This is a genomic window from Ornithinimicrobium faecis (assembly GCF_023923225.1).
Lineage (GTDB): Bacteria > Actinomycetota > Actinomycetes > Actinomycetales > Dermatophilaceae > Ornithinicoccus > Ornithinicoccus faecis.
Map to the genome: position 1 here is coordinate 1,497,831 of NZ_CP099489.1, position 25,339 is coordinate 1,523,169.

Below are 25,339 nucleotides of genomic sequence, written 5' to 3' on the forward strand. Positions count from 1 at the left end.
ACGGGTAGGTCACGGGACGTGGACAAAGATCACAACTCACCCAAGGTGCGCCCAAGGTTTCGTCAACATCCTTTCGGGCGGTTCTCAGGCGGACTATTTTGCGAGCATCCGGTGAGCATTCCCCTGGTGGGGTGTGCCCTGAAACCCCGCTCTTGGAGTAGCAATGGCGCTGCGCGCAACTTGGTCCCGTCTGCTGGCCCTCGTCCTTGGATGGTCGCTCGTGCTGAGCGTCTTTGGGATGGCCCCGAGCATGGCGGCAGTCAGCCCACCAGCGATCGGCACATCACCAGCGACCGGCACCCAGGCCGCGGCACCAGTCGGCGCCGCGGCCTCGTCAGGTCTGCAGCCCGCGGCCGACGCCGTCGCCGCGGACGAGGTGGAGCTGGAGGGGGAGAGCACCTCACTGCTCGAGGGCCTGGACGTGCCGATTGCCGATGTGGACCCGGCCGCCGCGGAGGTGACCGGACCCAACGCCGCCAGCACCGACACCGAGGGCACAGCCGACGACAGCGCCGCAGACGACAGCGCCGCCGAGGAAGCAGCCGCTGCGGTGCCGACCAGCCCGTTGGAGGCGGCGCTGGTGCGCCCGGAACCAGCCGAGGCCAAGATCAACCCGGCCGTCACCGAGGCGCTGGCCGACGAGACTGACGGCCTGGTCACGGTCGTCATCGAGCTCACCGGCTCGGCCGACCTGGAGGCTGTGAATGCGCAGGCCCAGGCCGCCGGGCTTGCAGCTGCGGACGAGGCGCGAGCTGGATTCGGCACCTATGGCGAGGAGGCCGCCCGCGAGGCGGACCAGGCCGCCGACGCGGCCCGCGGTCAGGTCGTCACGGACACCCTGCGTGCGACCGGTGCCGACCAGCGCGCCGCGCTGATCGCTGACCTCAGCGCGACCGCGCCGGAGGGTGACGCCGAGACCACCACCGCGGAGGCAGACGCCGAGAGCGCCGCCAAGGAATCCGACGCCGAGGAGACCAACACTGAGGCGACCGACGCCGGCGCGCCGGCCGTTGGCGCCCCGGTCGACCTCTGGATCGTCAACAGCGTCGGCGCCACCATCGACGCCGACACCCTCGCCGAGCTCGAGGCCCGCGAGGACGTGGCCCACGTGCGCCTGCAGGAGCAGGTCGAGCTCCCCGAGATGCAGAGCGAGCCGGCCCTGCCGTCCTGGTCGCTGGAGAAGGTGCACGCCCCGCAGACCTGGGGCGAGTATGGCTATCGCGGCGAGGGCGTCACGGTTGCCGTGCTGGACTCCGGCATCGACGCCGACCACCCGGCCCTGGCCGGGCAGTATCGCGGCCGCGACGGTGACCACTCCGACTCCTGGTTCGTCACCACCGGCGAGAACTATCCGACCCCTGGCGACGGCAACGGCCACGGCACCCACGTCACCGGCTCCATCGCCGGTGGCCCTCCCGGTGAGGTCATCGGTGTCGCCCCCGACGCCGAGTTCATCGGCGTGAAGATCCTCACCGACGGCGGTCGCGGCGGCGAGGTCGGCATCCTCTCGGGCATGCAGTGGGTCCTGGCTCCCGGCGGTGACCCGGCGAAGGCACCGGACATCGCCAGCAACTCCTGGGGCAGCGGCCCCGGCAACAACCGGGTGTTCTGGGAGGCCGTGGCCGCCTGGCGCGCGGCCGGCATCGTGCCCCTGTTTGCCAACGGCAACGACGGCCCGGCCGGAGGCACCGTGGGCAACCCCGGTGGCTATCCGCACTCGATCGGTGTCGGCGCGACCGACAGCAACGACCAGATCGCCAGCTTCTCCAGCCGTGGGCCGGTCGTGTGGGACGGTGTCGAATACACCAAGCCCCAGATCAGCGCCCCGGGCGCGGCGATCCGCTCCTCCTGGCCGCAGGACTCCGGGCAGGACTATCACACGATCTCGGGCACCTCGATGGCCACGCCGCACGTCAGCGGCGTCGCGGCCCTGGTGCTCTCGGCCGCGCCCGGCCTGAGCGTCGACGAGCTCCAGGCCCTCCTGGAGGACACGGCGCGCACCGAGCAGTTCATGGGCGCGCTGCCCAACAACGCCTTCGGGCACGGCATCGTCGACGCCTACGCCGCAACGACCCGCGCCGCGCACTCCGGCCTGATCTCCGGCACGGTGAGCGGCCCCGAGGGCCCGGTCGCCGCGACCATCACGGTCGTCGATGGTCAGGCCACGACGGCGGACGCCACCACCGGCGACTACGAGCTGTATGCCGAAGGGGGCACCCAGACCGTCCAGGTCACCGCCTACGGGTTCGCCAGCCAGGAGCACTCCGTCGAGGTGACCGAGGGTGGGCACGTCGAGCTCGACATCACCCTGGTCGCCCAGGCGAGCGCCACGCTGTCCGGCACGGTGACTGCTGGCGATGCTCCGGTGAGTGGCGCGGCCGTCCACATCGCCGGTCAGACCGGCACCACGACATACACCGACCAGGACGGAGCCTTTGCCCTGCAGGTGCCCCACGGCACCCACGAGCTCGCTGTCAAGGCCACCGGCTATCGCCCCTGGAGCGGCGAGATCAGCATCGAGGGCGACCTGGTCCAGGACGTCTCGCTCGAGGCCCTCGCCCTGGAAGGCTCGCCGACCTGGACCCAGCTCAAGGCCAACCCCGCAGGTCACGGGCTCGCAGACTCCGGTCTGCACGCCGCGAGCCTGGAGCAGCAGTGGAGCACGAGGGTCGGCACCACCATGTTCAGCTCACCGGTGGCCGACGAGGACAGCGTCTATCAGCTGGAGACCGCGGGTGGGCTGACCGCGCTGGACAAGGTGACCGGTGAGATCCGCTGGCAGGTCCCGACGGGCGGCGGCCAGCGAGGCACCCCGGCGATCTCCGCTGACGGCGAGACGGTCTATGTCACGACCGGTGGCAACGCCACGATGCTCGCGCTCAACACCCAGGACGGGTCCACCCTCTGGAGCTATGACTTCGAGGGTGAGGTGCCCACCTATGCGAGCCCAACCATCGTCGACGGCACCGTCTATGTCGCGGTCGGCAACGGTGAGGCGGGCTCCGTGCACGCCGTCGACGCCGCCACGGGCGAGCGGGTCTGGCGCACGGCCATCGGCGGTGGCGTCTTCTTCGGCCCTGCCGTCGCGGACGGCGTGGCCGTTGCCGCCAGCACCGCCACCGGACGGGTCGTGGGCCTGGACACCGCCACGGGCGAGATCCTGTGGGAGCGCAGTGAGACGATCTCGATCTCGTTGCCGGCCATTGACGCGGGCAAGGTCTATCTCGGCACGAGCAACGAGACGTTCACCAGCGGTTCGGTGCTGGCCCTCGACCTGCTCACCGGCGCGGAGGTCTGGGAGACCGAGGGTGGCGACACCCAGGGCAGCAGCCCCGTGCTCTATGACGACCTGGTGATCCTGGGCTCGCACACCGCGGGCTCGGTCTCGGCCTACGACGCCAGCACCGGTGAGATCGTCTGGAACCACTTCGTCGGCAGCGCCGTGACCTCCTCGGTCGCGGTCACCACCGGCGGCGTGGTGCTCGGGGCCTCCCAGAACTGGGGCGTCTATGCCCTCGACGCGACCTCCGGTGAGGTGCTCTGGGAGGACCAGCTGCCGGCGCCGATCCTGGCCTCGACCGCGGTCTCCGACGACTCGGTCATCATGGTCGCGCGCGACGGCACGATGGCCGCCTATCGCTCGACCGGCGGGCTGACCGGCACCGTCACCGGCCCCGACGGCCCGGTCGAGGCGACCGTTGAGCTGGTCGGCACCGACTATGAGACCACCACTGACCCAGCCACGGGAACCTATGAGCTGCGCGCGCCGGAGGGCGACTACACGCTCTCGATCAGTCGCTACGGGTTGTCCACCCACACGCAGGAGATCACCCTGCGCGCCACCTCGGACCTGACCGTCGACGCCACCCTCACCGCGGTCGGCAACGGCACGGTCGCCGGCACGGTGACCGACGCGGACGGCACCGCGCTGGAGGGCGCCAGCGTCACCCTCGATGGTGTCCCGCTCGACCCGGCCAGCACCGGAGCGGACGGCTCCTTCACCCTTGAGCCGGTCGCCGAGGGCACCTGGACGCTGCGCGTGGAGATGACCGGCTGGGCCCCGCACGAGCAGGAGCTCACTGTCACGACTGGTGAGACGACCAGCGTGGAGATCGCCCTCGAGGGCTTCGACCTGGCCGTGGTCGCCGACTACAACAGTCGACTCGGCAACATCCTGCGCGAGCAGGGCTATTCGGTGGACGATCTGAGCTTCGCCCAGGCCGCCGAGGCGCCGGAGCAATATCGCGCGATCGTCCTCAACGGCAGCAGCGAGGACCAGGCCCGCAACAACGTCGAGGCCATCGAGACCCTCGTGCCGGCGGCCGACGCGGCGGGCACCAGCCTCGTCGTCCTGGACAGCTGGGGCGCCACCAGCGGAGCCGTCGACGAGGTCCTGGCGGCCCGCGGCAGCGACGCCACCGTCGGCACGGGCTCCAACGACCGGGGCCAGGTCTGGCTGAGCAGCGACATCGAGCACCCGATCACCGCGCCCATCGACCAGGACCGGTTCCCGATCCTGAGCGGCAAGTATCACGCCTGGATCGAGGGCTATGAGGGCGCCACCCTGGCCACCCTCGGCACCGACGAGGACGGTGCCCGCGGTGCAGGCATTGCCTATGAGCGCACCTCCGACGGCTCCGTCCAGGTGCTGCTGCCCACCCACAGCGCCAGCGTGCTGGTCGGTCCCGACGAGACGTGGACCGCCGGCGCGGAGGAGATCTTTGTCGCCGCCGTCGAGCACGCGACCGCCGCACAGTTCGGCACCGTCGCGCTGACCGTGACCGGCCCCGAGGGTCCGGTCGACGCCGACGTCTCGGTGGTCGACTCCTACGAGCAGGAGCCCCTGCCCGGGGGCACCGGCGACCTGTTCCTCCCGGCGGGGGAGCACACGCTGCGCATCACCGCCCCCGGCATGACCGCCAGCGAGCAGCCCATCACCGTCGTGGAGGGCGAGACGGCCGAGTTGGCCGTCGAGCTCGTCGCCTCGGACAACGGGTCCGTCGGCGGCACCGTCACCACCTCCTCCGGCGCCCCCATCGCGGGGGCCTCCGTGGCAGTGGCTGATGGCGAGCCGGTCACCACCGGCGCCGACGGCACCTATCTGATCGCGGACCTGGCGGTCGGCACGTATGCCGTGTCCGCCTCCGCGGACGGCTACACCGCCGCGACGGTCGAGGACGTGGCGGTCACGGCCGGCACCGTCACGCAGGTGGACCTCACGCTCCAGGCGGCCCCGAGGGTCGCCGTGGTGGGGGACTACGACCAGCGGATGACCGACTTCCTGACCGCGGCTCAGATCCCGGCCACCGCGACCGAGTGGGAGGTCATGGACCAGCTCGGCGACTACGACGTCGTGATCCTCAACCACCCGGACGCCATCGCTGACCAGCAGTGGTTGGAGAACCTCGCCGCCTTCGACGAGGCCGGGGTGAGCGTCATCTTCCCCGCAGCCAACAGCCCGGTCAACACCCGTGGCATCCACGAGTTGTCGGACCTCACCGGCAACCCGGCCTCGGTCGAGCGGTTTGGCGGGTTCAGCAGTGATCCGCCCATCGAGCTCACCGACATCGCGGATCACCCGATCACCGCGGGTCTGGGTGAGGAGCCGGTGATCTATCTCAACGCGGGGGCCGACGCGCCCTACTTCGTGGACTATCAGGGCGTCGCCCTGGGCACGGTCGGCGCAGAAGGCACCCAGGTGGGCACCGGCATTGCCTATGACGTGCGCACCCCGGACAGCGTGCACGTGCTGCTCAGCGGTCTGTTCGTCGCAGCCGGCACCGAGACCGACGTGGAGTGGGCACCGGAGGGTGGCCAGCTGTTCCTCAACGCCGTCCGCTATGCCGGGTCCCCGAACCTCGCCCAGATCTCGGGGTCGGTCACTGACCCCGAGGGGGCTCCGATCGCGGCCGCCCGGGCCAGCGTGGAGGGCACGAACTGGACGGCGACGAGCAACAGCGAGGGTGAGTTCCTGCTGGGTCTGCCCGACGGCACCCACACCGTGCAGATCAGCGCCTTCGGCTACGTTTCTCAGACCCACGAGATCACCGTCGTGGACGGCGCCGCACAGGACCTCGACATCGTGCTCGAGCTGGGTGACGTCGGATCGCTCGGCGGCACCGTCACCGGGGCAGCACTGCCCGGCACCGGGCTGTCCGACGCTGACACCACCGCTGACCTGATGGCCGACGGCATCCCCGTCGAGGGCGCCGTCGTCCGGATCAGCGGCACGGCGCGGGAGACGCAGACCGACGCGGACGGCCACTACACCTTCCCGAACGTGGAGGTCGGTGAGCAGGAGCTGGAGATCGAGCTGGACGGCTACATCCGCACGATGCACGCCTTCGACATGACGGCCGGGGAGCACACCGAGGACGCGGTGATCCTCGAGTCCGCCACGGTCGGGGTCGTCGCCGACTCGGACTCGGGCGTGCACGAGGGCCGGCTCAAGGCCTTCCTCACCGACTGGGGCTACACCCCGGTCGACGTCGACTGGACCGACGGGGAGGCCCTCGCCGAGGTCGACATGGTGCTGGTCAACGACCCGGACGAGATCGTCGAGCAGCTGCCGACCTTCCTCGACCACGCCAACCGCGGCGACCTGCCGGTCGTGTGGACCGGCAACCGGGACCGCGGCGTCATCGAGCGCATGGTCACGATGTATGGCAACCCGGAGACCTACATCGAGGGCTCGCTGGACGGCAACGTGACCACCACGGTCACCGCCGACCACCCGCTGACCCAGGGCCTGCCGGAGACCTTTGCCACCACGGACGAGGGCCGGATGTATGGCGGGTTCACCGGCTATTCCGGCACGACCGTGGCCACCATCGCCAGCGAGGAGGGCCCGGCCGGTGACGCGATCGCCTTCGACGGTCGCACCGTCGGGTCGGTCGATGTGCTGCTGTCCACCAACGGCGCGACCGCCTACGGCGCAGTCGGCACGCGGGACCTCGTCGAGTTCTACTTCAGCCCGGAGACGTCCCGCTCGCTGACCAACGCCCTGCAGTGGGCCCTGACCGCTGACGGACTCGGGTCCGACACCCGCGGCAGCGTCGTCACGGCCGCCGGTGAGCCCATCGAGGCGACGGTGACCGTCGAGGAGACGGGCCGCACCTACCCGGCGCGGGCGGGAGACGGGAGCTACGTCATACCGCTTGAGCCTGGCACCTGGACGCTGACCGCCGAGACCTTCGGCTATGAGCCGGCCAGCACCTCGGTGACCATCGTGGAGGGGGAGTCGATCACCTCGGCGATCACCCTGCCGCAGTCACCGGGTGCCGGGATCAGCGGCACAGTCGTCTCGGCCGACGGTGCGCCGGTGGCCGGGGCGTCGGTGGTCGTGGACGGCACGGAGTATGCCGACACAACAGCTGCCGACGGGACGTTCGCCTTTGCGCATCTCCCGGCGGGCGACTGGCTGGTCGTGGCCAGCGCCGAGGGTCAGGTCACCGACTTCGTCGACGTCACGGTCGCCGACGGTGTCCCGGCGACGGCGCAGGCACGGCTGGGTGTGAGTGCCCACGTCGCGCTGATCGGGGACAACTCCGCCGGAGTCATGGGCGAGTTCCTGGTGGGCAACGGCTACACCATCGAGTCGTTCGGTTATCGCGAGCTGGCGAGCGTGGATCTGGCCTCCGGTGCCTTTGACGTCGTCTTCCTCAACGGCGACAGCCTGCAGCCGACGGCGGAGGAGTTCACCGCCTTCCTGGACCTGGCCGCGGCGCACGACATCTCGGTCATCCTGCCCTCGCAATACAACACCGGGTCGATTCGCACCCTCTCCGCCGTCACCGGTGATCCGGAGTCGGTCGACAGTGACTTCGAGGCCAACGCGGTCGGCTATCTCGTGGGCGCCGAGCACCCCGTGCTCGACGGTTATGAGGTGGGTGAGACGGTCACGCTGGTGACCCGGCCGGGCAGCAACCAGCAGTTCCAGTCCTTCGCCGGCTATTCCGGCACGGTGCTGGCGCAGACGGTGCACCCGGAGACCGGGAACACCCTCGACCTCGGGTTGGCCTATGACTTCGTCACGCCCGGGTCAGTCCACCTGCTGCTGGGCAACCTGGCCGGCGGCTACTACGGCTCGCCGGTCCGGGGCTGGACCACCGACGCCGAGCGCATCACGCTCAACGGTGTGGCGTGGGCCATGGAGGCCCGCCAGAGTGACGTCCACGGCACGGTCACCGGCAACGGTGGACCGGTCGAGGGCGCCACGGTGAGCGTGGCCGGCACGACGATCAGCGACGAGACCGGTGCCGACGGCGCCTATCAGGTGGGTGTCGCTTCTGGCGAGTTCACCCTCGAGGTCACCGCGGCCGGGTTCGAGCCGTTCAGCGAGACCGTCACGGTCGCGCCGGAGGAGAGCCTGCTGCACGACATCGAGCTCACCCCGCTGGCCGAGTCGAGCCTGACCGTCACCGTCACCGACGAGGTGACCGGTGAACCGGTGGCCGGCGCGGTGGTCGAGATCGAGGGCCCGACCGACGCCTCCGCGGACAGCGTTGAGGACGGCACTGCGGTCTTCGAGCCGGTGCTGGTCGGTGACTATGCGCTCACCATCACCGGCCCGAACCACGTCGTGGCCACCGCCGAGGTCACGGTGGGTGAGGAGCCCGCGACGCTGACCGTGGCGATCGCGCCGATCCAGGTCGGTGTGCTCGGCGACGTGCGCGGTGACCTGACGCAGTTCCTGGTCGCTGAGGGCGTGGCGTCCGAGGAGGTCGCCTGGGCCGACGTGGCCGGGACGATCGAGGACTACGGCGTCGTGGTCGTCAACGGCGGCGAGCCGAGCGAGGCGGAGTTTGACGCGCTGATCTCGGCCGCCGACGAGGCGCAGGTCGACCTGGTCTTCAGCGGCACGCACGGTGTCACCGAGGGCGGCCTGCGGCTGCTCGAGGCGCACGGCGAGGGCGTGACTGTCGGTGGCCAGGGCTACCGTGACGGAGCAGTGGGGCTGACCGAGCTGGCGGAGCACCCGATCTTCGCCGATGTCACCGACCCGGCCCACATCATCGGTGACGATGGCTACTACAGCTGGCTGTCGGCATACGAGGGTGAGTCGTTGGCGACCCTGACCGTCGGCGGCGAGCCGGCGGGCACGGCCGTGGCCTTCGATGAGCGCGCCGCGGGCAGCGGTCACCTGCTGCTGAGCTTCACGGCGGTCACGGACTATATGGGCCCGGACCGCGGCTGGTCCGAGGGCACCGAGCAGGTCGTGATCGACTCGCTCGAGTGGCTGCTGGTCCCGGTCGACTCGACCGCGCCGGAGCTGACCTGGGCCCCGGAGGACGGCACCGCGGTGCTCGAGCCCGAGGTCACGGTGGCCGGCACGGTGACCGACGACTCCGAGGATGCCGTGGCGGTGACCGTCCAGGGCGAGGCCGTGGAGGTCGCCGGCGACGGGTCGTTCTCTGTGGTCGTGCCACTGGTCGAGGGGGTCCAGGACCTCACCGTCGTGGCCACCGACGCGGCGGGCAACGAGACCTCGCAGACCCGTCAGGTCGCCTTCCACGACCTCGACGCGACCTGGGACGTGGCCGACAACAACGGGCGGACCAAGCCGGTCCGGCTCGCGCTGACCGACGCCGCCGGTGACGTGGTCGCCGCGGACTCGGCTGTCCTGCACCTGATGCAGGACGGTGAGGTCGTCGAGACGTTCGACATGCGGTTCACGGGAGCGGGCTATCTCGCGATGGTCCGGGGCGTGCCGCGCGGCGACTATGACCTGCGGGTCATGCTCGATCTGGACGGCTTCGAGGCGCAGGTCGACGGGCCGGAGCTGTCGATGGGCTGACGCTCCCGCGCGATCGCCGCGCTCTCCAGCTCCTCCGACAGAGCTTCCTCGCTTCCCCCAGCTTCCCCCACGGAAGTGACGTGCAGGACCGGTCAGCGGTGACCGGTCCTGCACGTCGTTGGGGCGGGTGCCACGATGGGCTCATGAGAGCAGTCGTCTGGGACGGACCTGACACGCCGATGCGGGTGGAGGAGGTGCCGACGCCGAGCCCCGGGCCTGGGGAGGCCCTGGTGCGCGTCGCCGCGACCGGGGTCTGTCACACCGACCTGCACGTGATCAAGGGCGAGGTCGCCTTCCCCGCGCCGGGGGTGCTGGGACACGAGATCTCTGGTCACATCGAGAGCCTCGGCGACGGTGTCGAAGGACTCGCTGTCGGTGACCGGGTCGTGGGGGCGTTCATCATGCCGTGCGGCACCTGCCGTCAGTGCGAGGCAGGCCGAGACGACATGTGCGAGCCGTTCTTCTCGCAGAACCGGTTGCGCGGCAACCTCTTTGACGGAACCTCCCGGCTCAAGCGGGCCGACGGGTCGAGACTGTCGATGTATTCGATGGCCGGTCTCGCGGAGTTTGCTGTCGTGCCCGTGACCGCGCTCGCCCCGCTGCCGGACGGCCTGCCGCTGGAGGAGTCTGCGGTGCTCGGGTGTGCGGCGTTCACGGCCTATGGCGCGCTGGCCCGTGCCGATGGTGACCTGGCCGGGCGCTCGGTCGCTGTCGTGGCCGTTGGGGGCGTCGGCTCGAGCATCATCCAGTTTGCCAAGCACCTCGGTGCGGACCCGATCATCGCGGTCGATGTCGACGACGCCAAGCTCGAGGCGGCCCGCGGACTGGGCGCCACCATCACGGTCAACTCCACCACGTCCGACGCGCGCGAGGCCGTCCTCGCTGCCACCGACGGGGCCGGTGCCGAGCTGGTCCTGGAGGTCATCGGGCGCCCGGAGACCGTGGAGCTCGGCGTCTCGCTGCTGCGTGAGGGAGGCCAGCTGGTCTGTGTCGGCATCGCGGCCGGTGGCGCCACCGCGGCTATTCCGATCACCGGCATGGTGCGCCGCGGACTGACGATCACCGGGTCCTTCGGCGCCCGCACCCGGCGAGACCTGCCGGAGGTCGTGCGCCTGGCCGACGAGGGAGCCTTCGACGTGCACCGCGCGGTGACCCGACGGTTCACTCTCGACGAGGCGCCGCAGGCCTATGACCTGCTCGACGCTGGTCAGATCCAGGGGCGCTCGATTGTCGTGATGGGTGACTTACTGCCCAGACGGGTGGCTGAGTCGGACGTGTGGTGGCCCAGGGTCGGGCCCACACCGGGCGTAGGCGAGCAGGACGAGTGAGTGAGTCACCCGATGACTCATCCACCCGTCCCACTCGATCGCCACACACAAGGAGCCCGCTGACCTGACCCAGGCAGCCCGCCGAGCACCCCGATCACGCGGCTCGCCCACCGCCCCGATCGCCCGCACCCGCACACCTGCTCCGGCCGAGCCCGCCACCAGCCGAGAACGTCACCGGGTCTGGCGAGTGCGCTCAAGGTCCCAATGGGGGGGTTGACCGCACTCACGAGCCGGTGTGATCCGGCCGGCGCGGTCATCGTGCATCTGGGGTGAGTCCGCGCAAGCCTCGCGTGGCACACAAGAGGTCGGCGATGGCTGGCAGAATGTTGGCACGTCTGACAGTTGGAGCAGCTCATGAAAGCTCGCGTGTGTGCGTGGGCGCAGATCACACTCCCCACGAAGGTGCGTCGACAACGGGGCGTCCGCGAGGGCGACGGCGTGGCGTTTCGCTCGATCCGGACGGTCAGGACATCATGCATGGGGCTGAGGACGATCCCGGCTGACCAGGCCTGGTTCTGGACTGACGGTTGGCAGGCTGGCGAACGTGAGGCCTCCGAGCAGATCGTCGACGGCAAGACGTCCGGCCCACTGAGCGAAGCCGAGTTTCTGGCGGAGCTCGTCACGGACTGATGCCACACACCTGCGCGCTGGTGAGCGCATGCAAGGCCCCCATGGGGGCGTTGATCGCACTCACGAGCCGGTGAGGTCGGCCGAGGTCGCCATCGCCTGGGCCACCACCGTGCCGATGGAGCTGTCGATCACGCTGGCATCGGCAGGTGACACGAACAGCCCAGCGTCGCTCTCGGAGTCCAGGCCGCAGCGCTCCACGACCGTGGCGGGTGCGGCATGGTCGCCGGCATAGCCCCGACCCGCCCCCTCGTTGCGCATCGGCGTGACTCGCAGTTGCTCCTGCTTCAGCGTGACCTCCACGAGGAGCACTCCGGCGCGTTCGAGCGCGTGCCGGGTGCCATAGCCCAGCGCCTGGGCAGGCAGCCCCATCTCCTTCCAGGCAGTGCGCACGGAGAAGGGCAGCCGCCCACGACTCGTCGAGTGCTCCAGCCCGGCCCGGACGGCGGCGCCGAGCACGGCAGGGTCCGGGGCGGCACCCTCGATCTGCTGCAGCCAGCCGTCCTCGAAATAGACACCCGACTCAAACGGCGAGCGGGCCGCCACCAGCCAGGTGTCCCCGTCCCGCCACACGCTCACCTCTCGTCGCACCACGGTCCCCTCTCCTCGTCGTGAGAGACCCACGGTAACCAGGCTGCGAGCCCAGAGAAGCCGCGGAAGTGTGCATTCAGACAGGTGACGTCACGGACCGATCGCATCACTGCTGGTCAGGGAGGTGCAGGCCTGGCGGATCGCTCACGTTGCCTGTTGGTGTGCACGCGCGGGCCGCAGGTGGGCGGCGAATCGGCTGTGGCTGCGTCAGGACGTGGCGACGACGTGCTCGCGCAGGGCGGGGATGATGATCTCGCCATACTGCCGCAGCGTCTCCTCCTTGCTGTCGTGCATCACATAGGCCGCGAACTGGTCGACGCCAAGGTCCTTGAGCGCCTTCAGCTTGTCGATGTGGTCCTGGGCGGTGCCGAGCAGACAGAACCGGTCGACGATCTCGTCGGGCACGAAGTCGACGTGGTCGTTGTCCGTCTGGCCGTGGGTGTTGTAGTCATACCCGGTGCGGTTGGCGATGTAGTCGGTCAGCGTCTGGGGGATCGCACCTGAGGTGCCATAGCGATCGACGAGATCGGCGATGTGGTTGCCGACCATGCCCCCGAACCAGCGGCTCTGCTCGCGCTGGTGGTCCAGATCGGACCCGACGTAGGCCGGGGCGGCCACGCAGATCTTGATCGACATCGGGTCGCGACCAGCCGCCTCGGCCGCGTCGCGGACCGCCGTGATCATCCACTGGGTGATGTCGAGGTCGGCCAGCTGCAGGATGTAGCCGTCGGCCACCTCGCCCGTCAGGGCCAGCGCCTTCGGCCCGTAGGCCGCGACCCAGACCTCGAGCGAGGACCCGGTCGACCAGGGGAACTGCAGCGTCACGCCCTCGTGCTCCACCGACCGCGAGTTGGCCAGTTCCCGGATGACGTGGACGCTCTCGCGCAGCGTCCGCAGGGTGCACGGGGTGCCGTTGAGGACCCGGACCGCAGAGTCCCCGCGCCCGATCCCGCAGACGGTGCGGTTGCCATACATCTCGTTGAGGGTGGCGAAGACGCTCGCGGTCACGGTCCAGTCCCGGGTCAGCGGGTTGGTGACAAAAGGCCCCACGACCAGCTTGCGGGTGGCCGCCAGGATCGCCGAGTGGATGACATAGGGCTCCTGCCACAGCAGGTGACTGTCGAAGGTCCACACGTGACTGAAGCCGTGGTGCTCGGCCAGCTGGGCGAGCTGGACGACCCGGCTCGAGGGCGGGTTGGTCTGCAGAACCGCTCCAAAGTCCATGTCCCCGCCTCAGACCAGATACTGACTGAGGCCGCGCTTGAGATAGCTCCCGTGCCCCGCCGAGCCGTGATAGTCCCCGTCATTGACGATCACCCGACCCCGGGAGAGCACGGTGTCGACATGTCCGTCGATCTCGAAGCCCTCCCACGCGGCATAGTCCATGTTCATGTGGTGCGTCTTCTCCAGCCCGATGGACGTGTGCCCCTTCGGGTCATAGACCACGATGTCGGCGTCGGCGCCGGGGGCGATGAGCCCCTTGGTGCCATACAGACCGAACATCCGCGCCGGCGTGGTGGAGGTCAGCTCGACCCACCGCTCCAGGCTGATCTCGCCGGTCACCACGCCCTGGAACATCAGGTTCATCCGGTGCTCCACCGAGCCGATGCCGTTGGGGATCGCCCGGAAGTCACCGCGCCCGAGCTCCTTCTGGTCCTTCATGCAGAACGGGCAGTGGTCGGTGGAGACCATCTGCAGATCGTTGGTCCGCAGTCCCTGCCACATCGCCGCCTGATGGCCCTCCTCCCGCGAGCGAAGCGGCGTGGAGCACACCCACTTGGCGCCCTCGAAGCCCGGCGCCCCGAGCTGCTCCTCGAGGGAAAGGTAGAGGTATTGCGGGCAGGTCTCGCCGAAGACGTTGCGGCCGCGTCCGCGGGCGGCGGCGAGCTGCTCGACGGCCTGCTTCGCGCTGACGTGCACGACATACAGCGGCGCCTCGGTGACGTCCGCCAGCATGATCGCCCGGTGCGTGGCCTCCTCCTCCATCTGCCAGGCCCGCGCGATGCCGTGGTAGTAGGGAGAGGTCTTGCCCTGGTTGTAGAGCTGCTCGGCCAGCACGTCGATCGCAGGCCCGTTCTCCGCGTGCATCATCGTCAGCAGGCCCAGGTCTGCGGCCTTCTGCATCGCCCGCAGGATCTGGGCGTCGTCGCTGTAGAAGACCCCGGGATAGGCCATGAACAACTTGTAGCTGCTGATGCCCTCGTCGAGCAGGGTCTCCATGGCCTTGAGGGAGAACTCGTCGACGCCGCCGATGATCTGGTGGAAGCCGTAGTCGACGGCGCAGTTGCCGCCGGCTTTGTCGTGCCAGGCGGCCAGCCCCTCCTCGACCCGCTCGCCATAGCGCTGGATCGCGAAGTCGATGATCGTGGTGGTTCCACCCCAGGCAGCAGCCCGGGTGCCGGTCTCGAAGGTGTCGGACGCCTCGGTGCCACCGAACGGCATCTGCATGTGGGTGTGGGCGTCGATCCCGCCGGGGATGACGTATTTGCCGGCAGCGTCGAGCACCGTGTCGACGCTGCCGGCGAGGTCGTGACCGAGCACGGTGGACCCTGGGGAGAGCACGGCGACAACCTTCTCGCCGTCAACGAGCACGTCGGCCTCGGTGCGGCCCGTGGAGGAGACGACGGTGCCGCCCCGGATGAGTGTGGTGGTCACAGTGTGCTCCTCACGGCTTGGCGATCGAGGTGTAGGAATCTGGACGGCGGTCCCGGTAAAACTGCCAGTCGTCGCGCATCTGCTGGACCAGGTCCATGTCCAGGTCCCGGATGAGCACCTCCTCGGAGTCGGCCGAGCCGCGCTCGCCGACGAAGTGGCCACGCGGGTCGATCACCTGACTGGTGCCATAGAAGTCGACGGCGTCGTCGCCATACTCGTTGTCCTCCCGGCCGACCCGGTTGGGCTGCAGGACGAAATAGCCGTTGGCGACAGCCGCGCACGGACCCTCGACCTCCCACAGCCGGTTGCTCAACCCTGGCTTGGTGGCGTTGGGGTTGAACACCAGGTGCGCACCGCCCAGCCCCAGCTCGCGCCACCCCTCGGGGAAGTGCCGGTCGTAGCAGATGTATGTGCCGACCTTGCCGACCGCGGTGTCGAACACCGGATAGCCCAGGTTGCCGGGGCGGAAATAGAACTTCTCCCAGAACTTGTCCAGGTGCGGCAGGTGGTGCTTGCGGTATTTGCCCAGCACGCTCCCGTCGGCGTCGACCACCACCGTGGTGTTGTAGTAGACACCGGTCTGCTCCTCCTCATAGATCGGGAGGATCGAGACCAGGCCGAGCTCCTTGGCCAGGTCCGCGAACCGCTGCACGATCGGACCGTCGGCCGACTCGGCATACCGGTAGTATTTCGGGTCCTGCGTGATGCCGAAGTAGGGCCCGTAGAAGAGCTCCTGGAAGCAGATCACCTGGGCCCCGTCTGCGGCCGCGTCCCGGGCGAACTGCTCGTGCTTGTCCAGCATCGAGTCCTTATCCCCGGTCCAGGTGGTCTGGGTGATTGCTGCTCGCACGGTGCCCATGTCGCTCCAGTTCGTCGGCGGTGACGTCTGCGGATGCCTGCTGCCGCGGTGAGATCTAGGTCACAGGGATTCCCGCGGGATCGTCACCTTACCGGTGACGGCGCTCCGTGGGAACAGTTTTGGGACCGCGGTCCCCGGGAGGCCCGCCGGCAGTGTCAGGGCTGGATGCGATGGTGAGGCCATGCACCTGATCGACGGCCACCCCCGGCTCAGCGCCACGGACCTGACCACGCACCTGGCATGTGCCCACGCGACGACGCTCGACCTGCGGGCGGCGCGGGGTCAGCTCGAGGTGCCGGGGGCGGGGTTTGACGAGCAGGTGCAGATGGTCTTTGACCAGGGGATGGCGCACGAGCGCAGCTTTCTCAACGAGCTGCAGGAGCGCGGCCTGCAGGTCACCCAGATCCCCGACAGCGGGTCCGTCACCGACCGCGAGGGGGCCACGGTCAAGGCGATGTATGCCGGGGCGCAGGTGATCTATCAGGCCGCCTTCGCGGACGACCAGTGGGTGGGGTATGCCGACTTCCTGCTGCGGGTGGAGCGCCCGAGCAAGCTCGGCGCGTGGTCCTATGACATCGCCGACACCAAGCTGGCCCGGCACCTGCAGACGGCGGCCCTGCTGCAGATGGCGTCCTATGCCGCGCAACTGGAGCGGATCCAGGGTGTGGCCCCGCAGCAGCTGGTCGTGGTGACTGGCGACGGGCAGGAGCACCCGTGGCGCCTGGTGGACGTCGAGTCCTATGCGCGGCGCACGCGCGAGCGGCTCGAGGAGTTCGTGGCGCAGGCGCCGGCAACCCGCTCAGTCAAGGTGCCGCACTGTGCCCGCTGTCGTTGGCGGTCGGTCTGCGAGCAGGAGTGGGTCGACCGCGACGACCTGGTGCAGGTCGCCGGGTTGCGCACGCCCCAGCGCGAGAGCCTGGAGGCCGCGGGCATCCGCACCGTGGCCGCGCTCGCGGTCGCCAGTGACGAGGCCCTCACCGGGGTGCTGACCGCTGCCACGCGCGACCGGCTCCGCACCCAGGCCCGGCTCCAGGTGAGTGAGCGGGAGACTGGCGAGTCGGCATACGAGCTGCTCCCCGTGCGCAGTGGTGAGGGCCTCGAGCTGCTGCCCGTGCCCGACACGGGCGATGTCTATCTCGACTTCGAGGGGGACCCGTTTGCCGAGGACGGTGCCGGGCGCGAATATCTGGCCGGCGTCTGGACCCGTGACGAGGAGTTCCTCACCTGGTGGGCGCACGACCGGGCCGAGGAGAAGGAGCTGACGCGTGCACTGCTGACCTGGCTCGATGAGCGGTGGCAGCAGTTCCCGGGGATGCACATCTATCACTACGCGGCCTATGAGCAGACGGCATTGAAGAGGATGGCGCAGCAGCACGGCACAGCCGAGACCGAGCTGGACATGATGCTGCGTGGTGAGCGGTTCGTCGACCTGTATTCCGTGGTCCGGCAGAGCCTGCAGATCAGCAAGCCGAGCTATTCGATCAAGAAGCTCGAGGCGTTCTACTGGGACCACACGCGCACGGGCGAGGGCGATGAGGTCGCGGACGCGCTGACCTCGGTGGTGGAGTATGAGCGCTGGCTGGCGCAGGGCCGCAACGACCCGAGCATCCTGGAGCGGCTGGCGGCGTATAACCGCGAGGATGTGCGCTCCACCCACGCGCTGCACGAGTGGTTGGAGCAGCGGCGCGGGGAGGCGGAGTCGCAGTTCGGGGTCACCCTGGCGCGGCTGGGCGAGGTGGAGCGCACCGCCTCCAGCGACAGCGAGGAGATGCAGGAGGAGACAGTCCTGGCCGAGCGGCTCGAGGCTGCCGGGCACGACCTGCTCGCCGGGGTCGTCGGGTTCCACCGTCGGGAGCAGAAGCAGGTGTGGTGGGACTACTACCGCACGGGGGAGATGAGCGACGAGGAGCTGATCGAGGACCGCGGCCTGACCCTGGGGGGCCTGGGGGAGCCGGTCGAGGTCGGGTCCGTCGCACGATCGATCCTGTGGCGTCATGACGTCCCGCCGCAGGAGACCTCGATCACGGTGGGGACCGGAGTGGACGATGCGCGGGAGCACACGACGGTCGGCACGGTGACCGAGATCGACCTTGAGGCCGGCTTCGTGGTGGTCAAGCGGGCCAAGAGCAACGGGAGTGTGAGCCCGACCGGGCTCGTCGGCAAGGACGCGCTGTCGATGAAGGAGCTGCAGAACTCGCTGAAGCGCCTGGCCGAGCACACCCTGGCCGGCCGGGACACCGTCGGTGCGGCGCTGCTGGAGGGACGGGTGCCCGTCGGGCTCGAGCCGGCCGGTGATGAGACGCCCGGCGACGTGGTGCGCCGTGTTGGTGCGCGGTTGGACCGTCAGGTGCTGGCTGTGCAGGGTCCGCCGGGTTCGGGCAAGAGTTTTTCGGGCAAGGCACTGATCCGGGACCTGCTGGACGCCGGGCTGCGGGTCGGCATCACGGCTAACAGCCACGCCGTGATCAGCCACTTGGTCGAGGGTGTTGACCGACCCGCTGTCCGGCGCGGCACCAAGGCTGCCGCGTTGCGTGAGCAGACCGGCCAGGTGCGGGTGCTCCCCGACAATCCTGCGGTTGTCCGTGCCATCGAGGAGGGGGCCACGCTCATCGCCGGCACCGCCTGGTTGTGGGCACGGGAGGACATGGCCGACTCCGTGGACGTGCTCGTGGTGGACGAGGCGGGGCAGTTCTCTCTCGCCAACGCTCTCGCCGTCTCGCAGGCAGCGACCCGGGGCATCGTGCTGTTGGGTGACCCGCAGCAGCTGCCGCAGGTCACCCAGGGCACGCACCCGCACGGCGCGGGCATCTCGGCACTGGAGCACCTCATCGACGGCGCCGACACCATCGCGGCCGATCGTGGGATCTTCCTGGACCGCACCTATCGGATGCACCCGGACATCACCCGATTCGTGTCCGACCTGTCCTATGCCTCACGGCTGGAGTCCGTCCCCGGCCTGGAGCGGCAACGGGTCGACGCGCCCGGTGAGCTGACCGGCTCGGGGCTGCGCTGGGTGCCGGTCACCCACGAGGGCAACGTCAACGACTCTCCGGAGGAGGGCGCGGCCGTGGCGGCGCTGGTCGCGGACCTGCTCAGGGGACACTGGACCGACGACAAGGGGAGCGCCCACCGGATCGGCCTGCACGACATCCTGGTTGTCTCGCCCTACAACGCGCAGGTCAAACTGTTGGAGCAGGCCCTGCCCGACGGCATCCAGGTCGGCACCGTCGACAAGTTCCAGGGACGGCAGGCACCGGTCGTGATCTTCTCGATGGCCAGCTCCAGCGCCCACGACGCCCCACGGGGCGTCGGCTTCCTGCTCGACAGCCACCGGGTCAACGTCGCCGTGTCCCGGGCCAAGGCGCTCGCGGTCGTCGTCGGCAGCCCGGCCCTGCTCGAGTCACCGGTGAGCACGCCCGAGCAGCTCCGGCTCGTCAACGCGTTGTGCCGCTTCGTGGACCTGGCCGAGGCGACCGTCGAGGACGACCGGCTGGTCGGATGACGAGCTCGCGCGACTCGTGGACGGTCACCACGCACGACTGGGCGCGAGACGTCGACCGCGATCACCTGCGCCGGGTCCGCGCCCAAGCAGACGTGGAGCTGCCGGGTGGGCTGCAGCACCTGGTGCTCGAGGTGCTCGCCTATGCCTCGGACGAGGCCGAGCACCTGGGCCGTGTCGGGCGGGCCACCGTGCAGCGCCACTCGGACGGCTCCGTGGCGGTCACTGACGACGGTCGCGGCACGGACACCCGCCGCGACGAGCACGGGCAGGTGGTCCGCAAGCCGGTCATGGCCACCCAGGATGTGCGCTTCACCGGTGACACGGAGCCCGTGCTCCTGGCCGACGGTCACCCGCGTCGGGGCATGTCGTCGGTCTCGGCCCTCTGCCTGTGGCTGCGCCACACCAACCACCGGACCGAGGGGGCCTGGACGCAGAACTATGCACACGGCATACCGGAGCAGGACCTGACGGAGCTGCCGCCCTCGGCGCAGACCGGCACCACCGTGCACTTCCTGCTCGACCCCGACCTGGAGGCCGACGCGCGCCTGGACCCGAGGGTCCTCGCCGCGTCCCCGTGGCTGGAGGTGACCCTCGTCAGCTGAACTGGGCGTGACGGTCGCCGAGCCGGCCGGAGGCCCTGAGCCGGACCTTGTCGGCCCGAGCCATGTTGGCGCCGTCGACGGGAGCGCTCACGGACAGGACATACCACTGGTCGCCGAAGTGGAGCGTCACCCCGCCATTGGTGAAAGACATCCGGTTGATCAGGCCCGGCCCGCCGTTGGCGGCCAGCGGGATGTTGACGTCGAAGGTCTGCGTCTCACCCGGGGCGAGCTGGAGCGCCAGCAGATGCACATAGGTCGCGGAGAACCGGCGACCATCGCCACGGGACGGACCGTCATTGTTGCGCATGCCGGGCGCGCCCTCGTTGTCGCCGTCGTCCTTCAACGAAAAGCTCAACTGCTGCACGCTGCGGGCCTCCGACTCGTGCCCGGTCAGGGTGACGCGCACGGGGATCGTCGGGTCACTCCAGTCGAACTTCTTCGGTGCCTCCAGATCGACCTTGATGCCGCCGGTGTCGAAGGCCTTCTTGATCTTGTCAAACAGTCCCATTGATGATGTCTCTCTCCCTCGGTGCCGGAGGGCCGGCATGCAACGCCGTTGTGGCACACCCGGGCCCTCCTGTCGCAGGAGCCTAGGGCCGGTGCTCGTGGGTTGGAATCGGTCCAGAGGATGACATCGGGTGGCGCAGGGTGGCGCTGCTGGCGGACGTACTCTGATGCCGGACACATGCAGGGAGCGCCGGCTCCTGTGGGAGGACAGTGATGACGACAGGCACGAGAGTTGCCCCGGACACGGGTGATGGGGATGTCCGTGACAGCTGACGCCGCCACCCTGCCTGCGGGACCGTCGTCGTTCAGCCAGGCGGATGCCGCCCGACGGGCCAACCTGCGCCGGATGCGACTCATGGCGACCGGATTGCTGGTGCTGGCCGCGATCGTCTTCGTGCTCACTCATGACCGCGGCGGCGCCTGGGGCTATGTCAATGCTGCCTCCGAGGCGGCGATGGTGGGTGCCGTTGCCGACTGGTTTGCGGTGACCGCGCTGTTCCGCCACCCGCTCGGGATCCCGGTGCCCCACACCGCCATCATCCCGAGGCGCAAGGACATGCTCGCACGCAGCCTCGAGGAGTTCGTCGCCGAGAACTTCCTGACCGAGCAGACCATCCGCGAGCGCTATCTGGATGCCGAGGTGACTAGGCGCCTGGGGGAGTGGGTCCGCGACCCCGTCAACGCCGAGCGGGTGATCCAGGAGGCGGCGCCGCTGGCTGCTCAGGCCCTGGAGCGGGTCGGTGGCACGGGCCTGCAGCAGTTCTTCGAGGAGACGCTGCTGCCCCGGGTCCGCTCCGAGCCGCTCAGCCCGTTGGCCGGCAACCTGCTCGAGCAGGTGGTCGCGGACCGGGCCCACCACGGGCTGGTCGACATCGGTTTCCGTGAGTTGCACTCCTGGCTGGCCGCCCACCCCGACGACGTCCGGGGCATCATCGGCGCCCGTGCCCCGTGGTGGTCGCCCAACTGGGTGGACGACATGGTCGTGGGCCGGATCTACACCGAGCTCGTCACCTGGGCCCACGAGGTCGCCAGCTCCCCGCACCACTCGATCCGGCAGGCGCTCGACTCCTACCTGGCCGACCTGGCCCGCGACATGCAGCACGACGCGGACACGATGGCCAGCGCCGAGCGGCTCAAGGAGCGGCTGCTCGACCACCCGCAGGTCGCCCCGAGCCTGGTCTCGGTCTGGGATGCCGTCAAGATCGTGCTGCTCGAGCAGCTGGGCGACCCACAGGGCCAGATCCGCACCCGCCTTGCGCACGAGCTCGAGGAGTTGGGGGAGCGGATGGTCACCGACTCCACGCTGCGCGCCCGGCTGGACGCCTGGGGTGCGGACGCTGCGGCGGTCCTGATCTCGCGCTATGGCTCAGAGCTGACCACGGTCATCAGCCACACCATCGAGCGCTGGGACGGCCGGGACGCTGCCGACCGCATCGAGTTGCACGTCGGTCGCGACCTGCAGTTCATCCGCATCAACGGCACCGTCGTCGGCGGACTGGTCGGGCTGCTGATCCACACGGTCTCGCAGCTGCTGTGAACCGACCCGTTAGCTGACGCGATAAGCACGAACGAAGGCTGTGACGCCGGCGCTCACCCAGGTCGCTCGGTCTTCCACCGACAGGCTGGTGCCGGGCGGGCCAGGTGTGGCCGACACGAGCTCGGAGTAGTGGATGGCAGCGATGGCTGGGGCCGGAACGCTCAGCAGACGAGCGTCGTCCCAGCGCTGAAGGGTGGCGGCCAGTTCGTCCAGCACCCGGCCGGGGCCAGCGTGCCACCAGCCCGTGACGACAGTCGGGTCCAGTTGTGCGGCCTCGCCATGGACCTGTGCCATCAGCGCCCGGTGGTCGCCGGTCGGTGCCGTCGACTCAAGCCACGCCGTCGCAAGGTTGAGCAGGGCCGGCTCCACCTCCTGCACTGCCGCGACGTCGGAGAGGTGTTCTGCGATGAGTGTGGTCTCGCCCTCGGCCACGCGAGCGGCTGAGTCGGCGATGACGGCGGCAAATAGGGCCGCCTTGTCCGGGAAGTGCTTGTAGATCGTCCGGGTCGACACTCCAGCCGCGGTGGCGATCATGTCGATGCTGGATCGCGTGAAACCGGAGTGGGCGAAAACTTCTCGCCCACCCGCCAGGATCGCGCGGTGCTTGTCTGGGCGTAGTCGCCCAGTCGATCTCACCTGGGCTGCCTCGGCGGACGGTGGGTCGGTCGTCATGCGACTCCTTAATTCTCGTTGCACTCTGCAGACTAGCATGTAAAGTAGCAATATTACTTTACCAACGAGATAGGACTTCGACATGACTCGCATCGCCATCATCAGCGGCAGCACTCGCCCCCACCGCAGCAGCCAGGCCGTGGCGGCCTGGGTGCTCGAGACAGGCCGCGAGCTGGCACCCGACGGGGTGAGCTTGGAGCTGGTGGATCTCGCCGCCTATGGCCTCCCGGTCCTGGATGAGCCGGTGCCGGCCATGTCGGGGATTGTTGAGCACGAGCACACCCGACGCTGGGCCGAAACGGTCGGTGCCTTCGACGGCTATGTGTTCGTCACGCCTGAGTACAACCACGGGATCCCCGGGGGGCTGAAGAACGCCATCGACTATGTGTTCTTCGAGTGGAACGACAAGGCCGTGGGCTTCGTGAGCTACGGAGTCAACGGCGGCGTCCGAGCGGTCGAACAGCTCCGCCAGGTCGCTGCCGAGGTCAAGCTTGCTGACGTGCGCTCTCAGGTGGTGCTCAGTGTCTACACCGACTTCGACTACACGGACCTGGACCTGACGGATCCGACCACGTCGGGTGTCTTCACGCCAGCCAGCCACCACGCCGCCGACCTCGCGGCACTGCTCGACGAGGTCACCGCCTGGAGCCGTGCGCTGTCCTCGCTCCGGCCCGCCCTGGTCGGCCAGCGCTGACAGTTGGCGCGAGGGAAGGAGGATCGATGAGGCAGTTCAGGGCGATTCTGGTGAACACGCTCGTCGCCAACGTCACGACGAGTTTCCTGTGGTTCGCGGTGACCTTCTGGGTCTATCTCGGCACGCGGTCGGTCCTGGCGACGGCGCTGATCGGTGGTGCCTTCATGCTGCTGGTGGCGGCGACCGGGATCCCTTTCGGCACCTACGTGGACCGCACGCGCAAGCGAGCCGTGATGGTGACCGCGACGCTGACCACGCTGGTGGCCTTCATCGTCGGTGGTCTGATCTATGCCACGGTCGGTCCCGCCGAGATTCTTGACATGACAGGGCCGTGGTTCTGGCTGTTCACCGGGGTCATCCTTTTCGGAGGTGTCGTCGAGAATGCCCGGAACATCGCGTTGTCCACCACAGTCACCCTCCTCGTCGCCACGGAGGACCGGGCCAGGGCCAACGGCCTCGTCGGCACGGTGCAGGGTGTCAGCCTCCTGGTCACCAGCGTGTTCTCGGGGCTGGCCGTCGGCTTCCTGGGGATGGGGTGGACGATTGTGATCGCGATCTGCGGCTTGACGCTGTCTGCCGCCCACCTGCTCCAACTGTCGATCGACGAGCCGCGGATCGTGCGCGATCCAGACCGGGGCCGGATCGACCTGTCCGGCAGCATCACGGCCATCCGGGTTGTGCCGGGCCTCGCAGCGCTGATCGCCTTCGCAGCCTTCAACAACCTCCTCGGTGGGGTGTACATGTCCTTGATGGACCCCTACGGGTTGGAACTCTTCTCGGTGCAGGCCTGGGGTCTGGTCTTCGGGCTGTGCGCGACCGGGTTCATCGTGGGCGGTGCGCTGATCGCCCGGTACGGCCTCGGCGCCAACCCGTTGCGGACCATGCTGTGGCTGCTGGTCGCCATGGGCCTGGTCGCGGCCGTCTTCACCGTGCGTGAGGTCGCCTGGCTCTACGTCGCTGGCATCTGGCTCTACATGGCTTTCACTCCTGCTGTCGAAGCGGGCGAGCAGACAGTGATCCAGAGGGTGGTTCCCCTGAGGCAGCATGGACGAGTGTTCGGGCTCGCCCAAGCAGTCGAGGCGGGCGCGGCTCCGGTCAGCGCCTTCCTCATCGGCCCGGTCGTAGAACTCGGCATTCTCCCGTGGAGCCGCTCGGCGGCCGGTCAGGCGGCCCTCGAACCATGGTTGGGCACTGGGCAGATGCGTGGCATCGCCCTGGTCCTCGTTGTCAGCGGCCTGGTGCTGACCCTCGCCGCAGTCCTAGCGTTCCGAACGCAAGCGTATGGGCGGCTGTCGGCAGTCTTCAGACCCGCGGGCGGCGTGGCCGGTCCTGCACGCGAGCGAGCTCGCTCCCTGTCGGGCAGTCCCGCTCGGCGACAGACTCCAGGACGGCTTGCTGACCCGGGTGGGCAGTAACGTGAGCCGTTGCCAGCCTGTGCCAGGAGAGTGCAGACCGTCGTGACCAGATCGGAGATCGTGCCATGCCCGCTCTTGTGCCACTTGAGGTAGACATCGTCATTCAGGCACCGGTGGCGACCGTCTGGGAAGCGGTCGGCGATCCGCGGCGACTGTCGGCGTGGAGTCCGCAGGTCCGGCAGACCACCTTGCTCGACGGTGCAGATCAGGTTGCCGTCGGTGTGCGCTTCAGGAACCAGAACGAGCACGGACAGTTGGAGTGGACCACGCACGGCGAGATCGTGCAGTGTGATCCCGGCCGCGGGCTGGCCTTCCGCCTCGAGGAGAACTGGCTCCTGTGGTCCTTCACCCTGTGGGACCTCGGGGACGGGCAGACACGGCTGGTCCAGCGTCGCGACGCGCCAGAGGGCATCTCCGACTTCGCCCACGGACTGACGGAGCGATATATGGGTGGCGAACAGGCCTTCACCTCGACCATGCGGGCAGGGATGCAGCAGACACTGCAGGGGATCAAGGACGCTTGTGAGCAGCCTCGGTCCGCACGGGAGCGCTGA

General features: G+C 69.2%; 15 protein-coding genes. 9 read left to right on the plus strand and 6 right to left on the minus strand.

The annotated features are described in order from the left end of the window. Positions 1-163 precede the first annotated feature (163 nt). The 3 genes from NF556_RS07040 (at position 164) to NF556_RS07050 (ending at position 11,754) form a co-directional block, all read left to right on the plus strand. Entirely contained in the window at positions 164-9,796 is a 9,633-nt protein-coding gene (locus NF556_RS07040) for a carboxypeptidase regulatory-like domain-containing protein (protein WP_252594847.1), read from the plus strand. 143 nt (positions 9,797-9,939) lie between these two features. Then, the gene (locus NF556_RS07045; RefSeq protein WP_252594849.1) at positions 9,940-11,124 is read left to right on the plus strand and encodes a zinc-binding dehydrogenase; all 1,185 of its coding nucleotides are present in this window, start codon (positions 9,940-9,942) and stop codon (positions 11,122-11,124) included. Positions 11,125-11,601: 477 nt separating this feature from the next. After that, a complete protein-coding gene (locus NF556_RS07050) occupies positions 11,602-11,754 on the plus strand; it encodes a hypothetical protein (RefSeq protein ID WP_252594850.1) in 153 nt (50 codons plus the stop codon). A gap of 60 nt (positions 11,755-11,814) precedes the next feature. Here the strand turns inward: NF556_RS07050 and NF556_RS07055 are convergent, their stop codons facing one another. From NF556_RS07055 to NF556_RS07070, 4 genes are all read right to left on the minus strand, one after another. After that, positions 11,815-12,345: a hypothetical protein gene (locus NF556_RS07055; RefSeq protein WP_252594852.1), complete on the minus strand. Its 531-nt coding sequence runs from the start codon at positions 12,343-12,345 to the stop codon at positions 11,815-11,817. A 204-nt stretch (positions 12,346-12,549) separates the two neighbouring features. After that, positions 12,550-13,566, minus strand: coding sequence for a TIGR03842 family LLM class F420-dependent oxidoreductase (locus tag NF556_RS07060; RefSeq protein WP_252594854.1), 1,017 nt, complete (start codon positions 13,564-13,566; stop codon positions 12,550-12,552). A 9-nt stretch (positions 13,567-13,575) separates the two neighbouring features. Continuing rightward, positions 13,576-14,997 (minus strand): dihydropyrimidinase, encoded by a 1,422-nt coding sequence (gene hydA, locus NF556_RS07065; protein ID WP_252594856.1) that lies wholly within the window; start codon positions 14,995-14,997, stop codon positions 13,576-13,578. Positions 14,998-15,007: 10 nt separating this feature from the next. Beyond that, on the minus strand, positions 15,008-15,856 hold the full coding sequence (locus NF556_RS07070; RefSeq protein ID WP_252594858.1) for a nitrilase-related carbon-nitrogen hydrolase: 849 nt from the start codon (positions 15,854-15,856) through the stop codon (positions 15,008-15,010). Positions 15,857-16,037: 181 nt separating this feature from the next. On the opposite strand from NF556_RS07070, the gene NF556_RS07075 reads away from it, so the two are divergent. Together NF556_RS07075 and NF556_RS07080 are read left to right on the plus strand one after the other, a co-directional pair. Beyond that, complete coding sequence (locus NF556_RS07075; RefSeq protein ID WP_252594859.1) at positions 16,038-19,358, plus strand: TM0106 family RecB-like putative nuclease; 3,321 nt, start codon at positions 16,038-16,040, stop codon at positions 19,356-19,358. Beyond that, positions 19,355-19,960: an ATP-binding protein gene (locus tag NF556_RS07080; RefSeq protein ID WP_252594861.1), complete on the plus strand. Its 606-nt coding sequence runs from the start codon at positions 19,355-19,357 to the stop codon at positions 19,958-19,960. The genes NF556_RS07075 and NF556_RS07080 overlap by 4 nt, the downstream gene beginning before the upstream one ends. Here the strand turns inward: NF556_RS07080 and NF556_RS07085 are convergent. Further along, positions 19,953-20,468: a hypothetical protein gene (locus tag NF556_RS07085; RefSeq protein WP_252594862.1), complete on the minus strand. Its 516-nt coding sequence runs from the start codon at positions 20,466-20,468 to the stop codon at positions 19,953-19,955. The genes NF556_RS07080 and NF556_RS07085 overlap by 8 nt on opposite strands. Before the next feature lie 255 nt (positions 20,469-20,723). Between NF556_RS07085 and NF556_RS07090 the strand changes: the two genes are divergently transcribed. Beyond that, complete coding sequence (locus NF556_RS07090; RefSeq protein ID WP_252594864.1) at positions 20,724-22,004, plus strand: DUF445 domain-containing protein; 1,281 nt, start codon at positions 20,724-20,726, stop codon at positions 22,002-22,004. 9 nt (positions 22,005-22,013) lie between these two features. Here the strand turns inward: NF556_RS07090 and NF556_RS07095 are convergent, their stop codons facing one another. After that, positions 22,014-22,676, minus strand: a complete 663-nt coding sequence (locus NF556_RS07095) for a TetR/AcrR family transcriptional regulator (protein WP_252594866.1) — start codon at positions 22,674-22,676, stop codon at positions 22,014-22,016. Between the two features lie 82 nt (positions 22,677-22,758). Between NF556_RS07095 and NF556_RS07100 the strand changes: the two genes are divergently transcribed. The 3 genes from NF556_RS07100 to NF556_RS07110 all read left to right on the plus strand — a co-directional run bounded on the left by NF556_RS07100 (position 22,759) and on the right by NF556_RS07110 (position 25,339). Further along, positions 22,759-23,370 (plus strand): NADPH-dependent FMN reductase, encoded by a 612-nt coding sequence (locus NF556_RS07100; protein ID WP_252594868.1) that lies wholly within the window; start codon positions 22,759-22,761, stop codon positions 23,368-23,370. 26 nt (positions 23,371-23,396) lie between these two features. Beyond that, entirely contained in the window at positions 23,397-24,785 is a 1,389-nt protein-coding gene (locus NF556_RS07105) for an MFS transporter (RefSeq protein ID WP_252594870.1), read from the plus strand. A 65-nt stretch (positions 24,786-24,850) separates the two neighbouring features. Further along, positions 24,851-25,339 (plus strand): SRPBCC family protein, encoded by a 489-nt coding sequence (locus tag NF556_RS07110; protein ID WP_252594872.1) that lies wholly within the window; start codon positions 24,851-24,853, stop codon positions 25,337-25,339.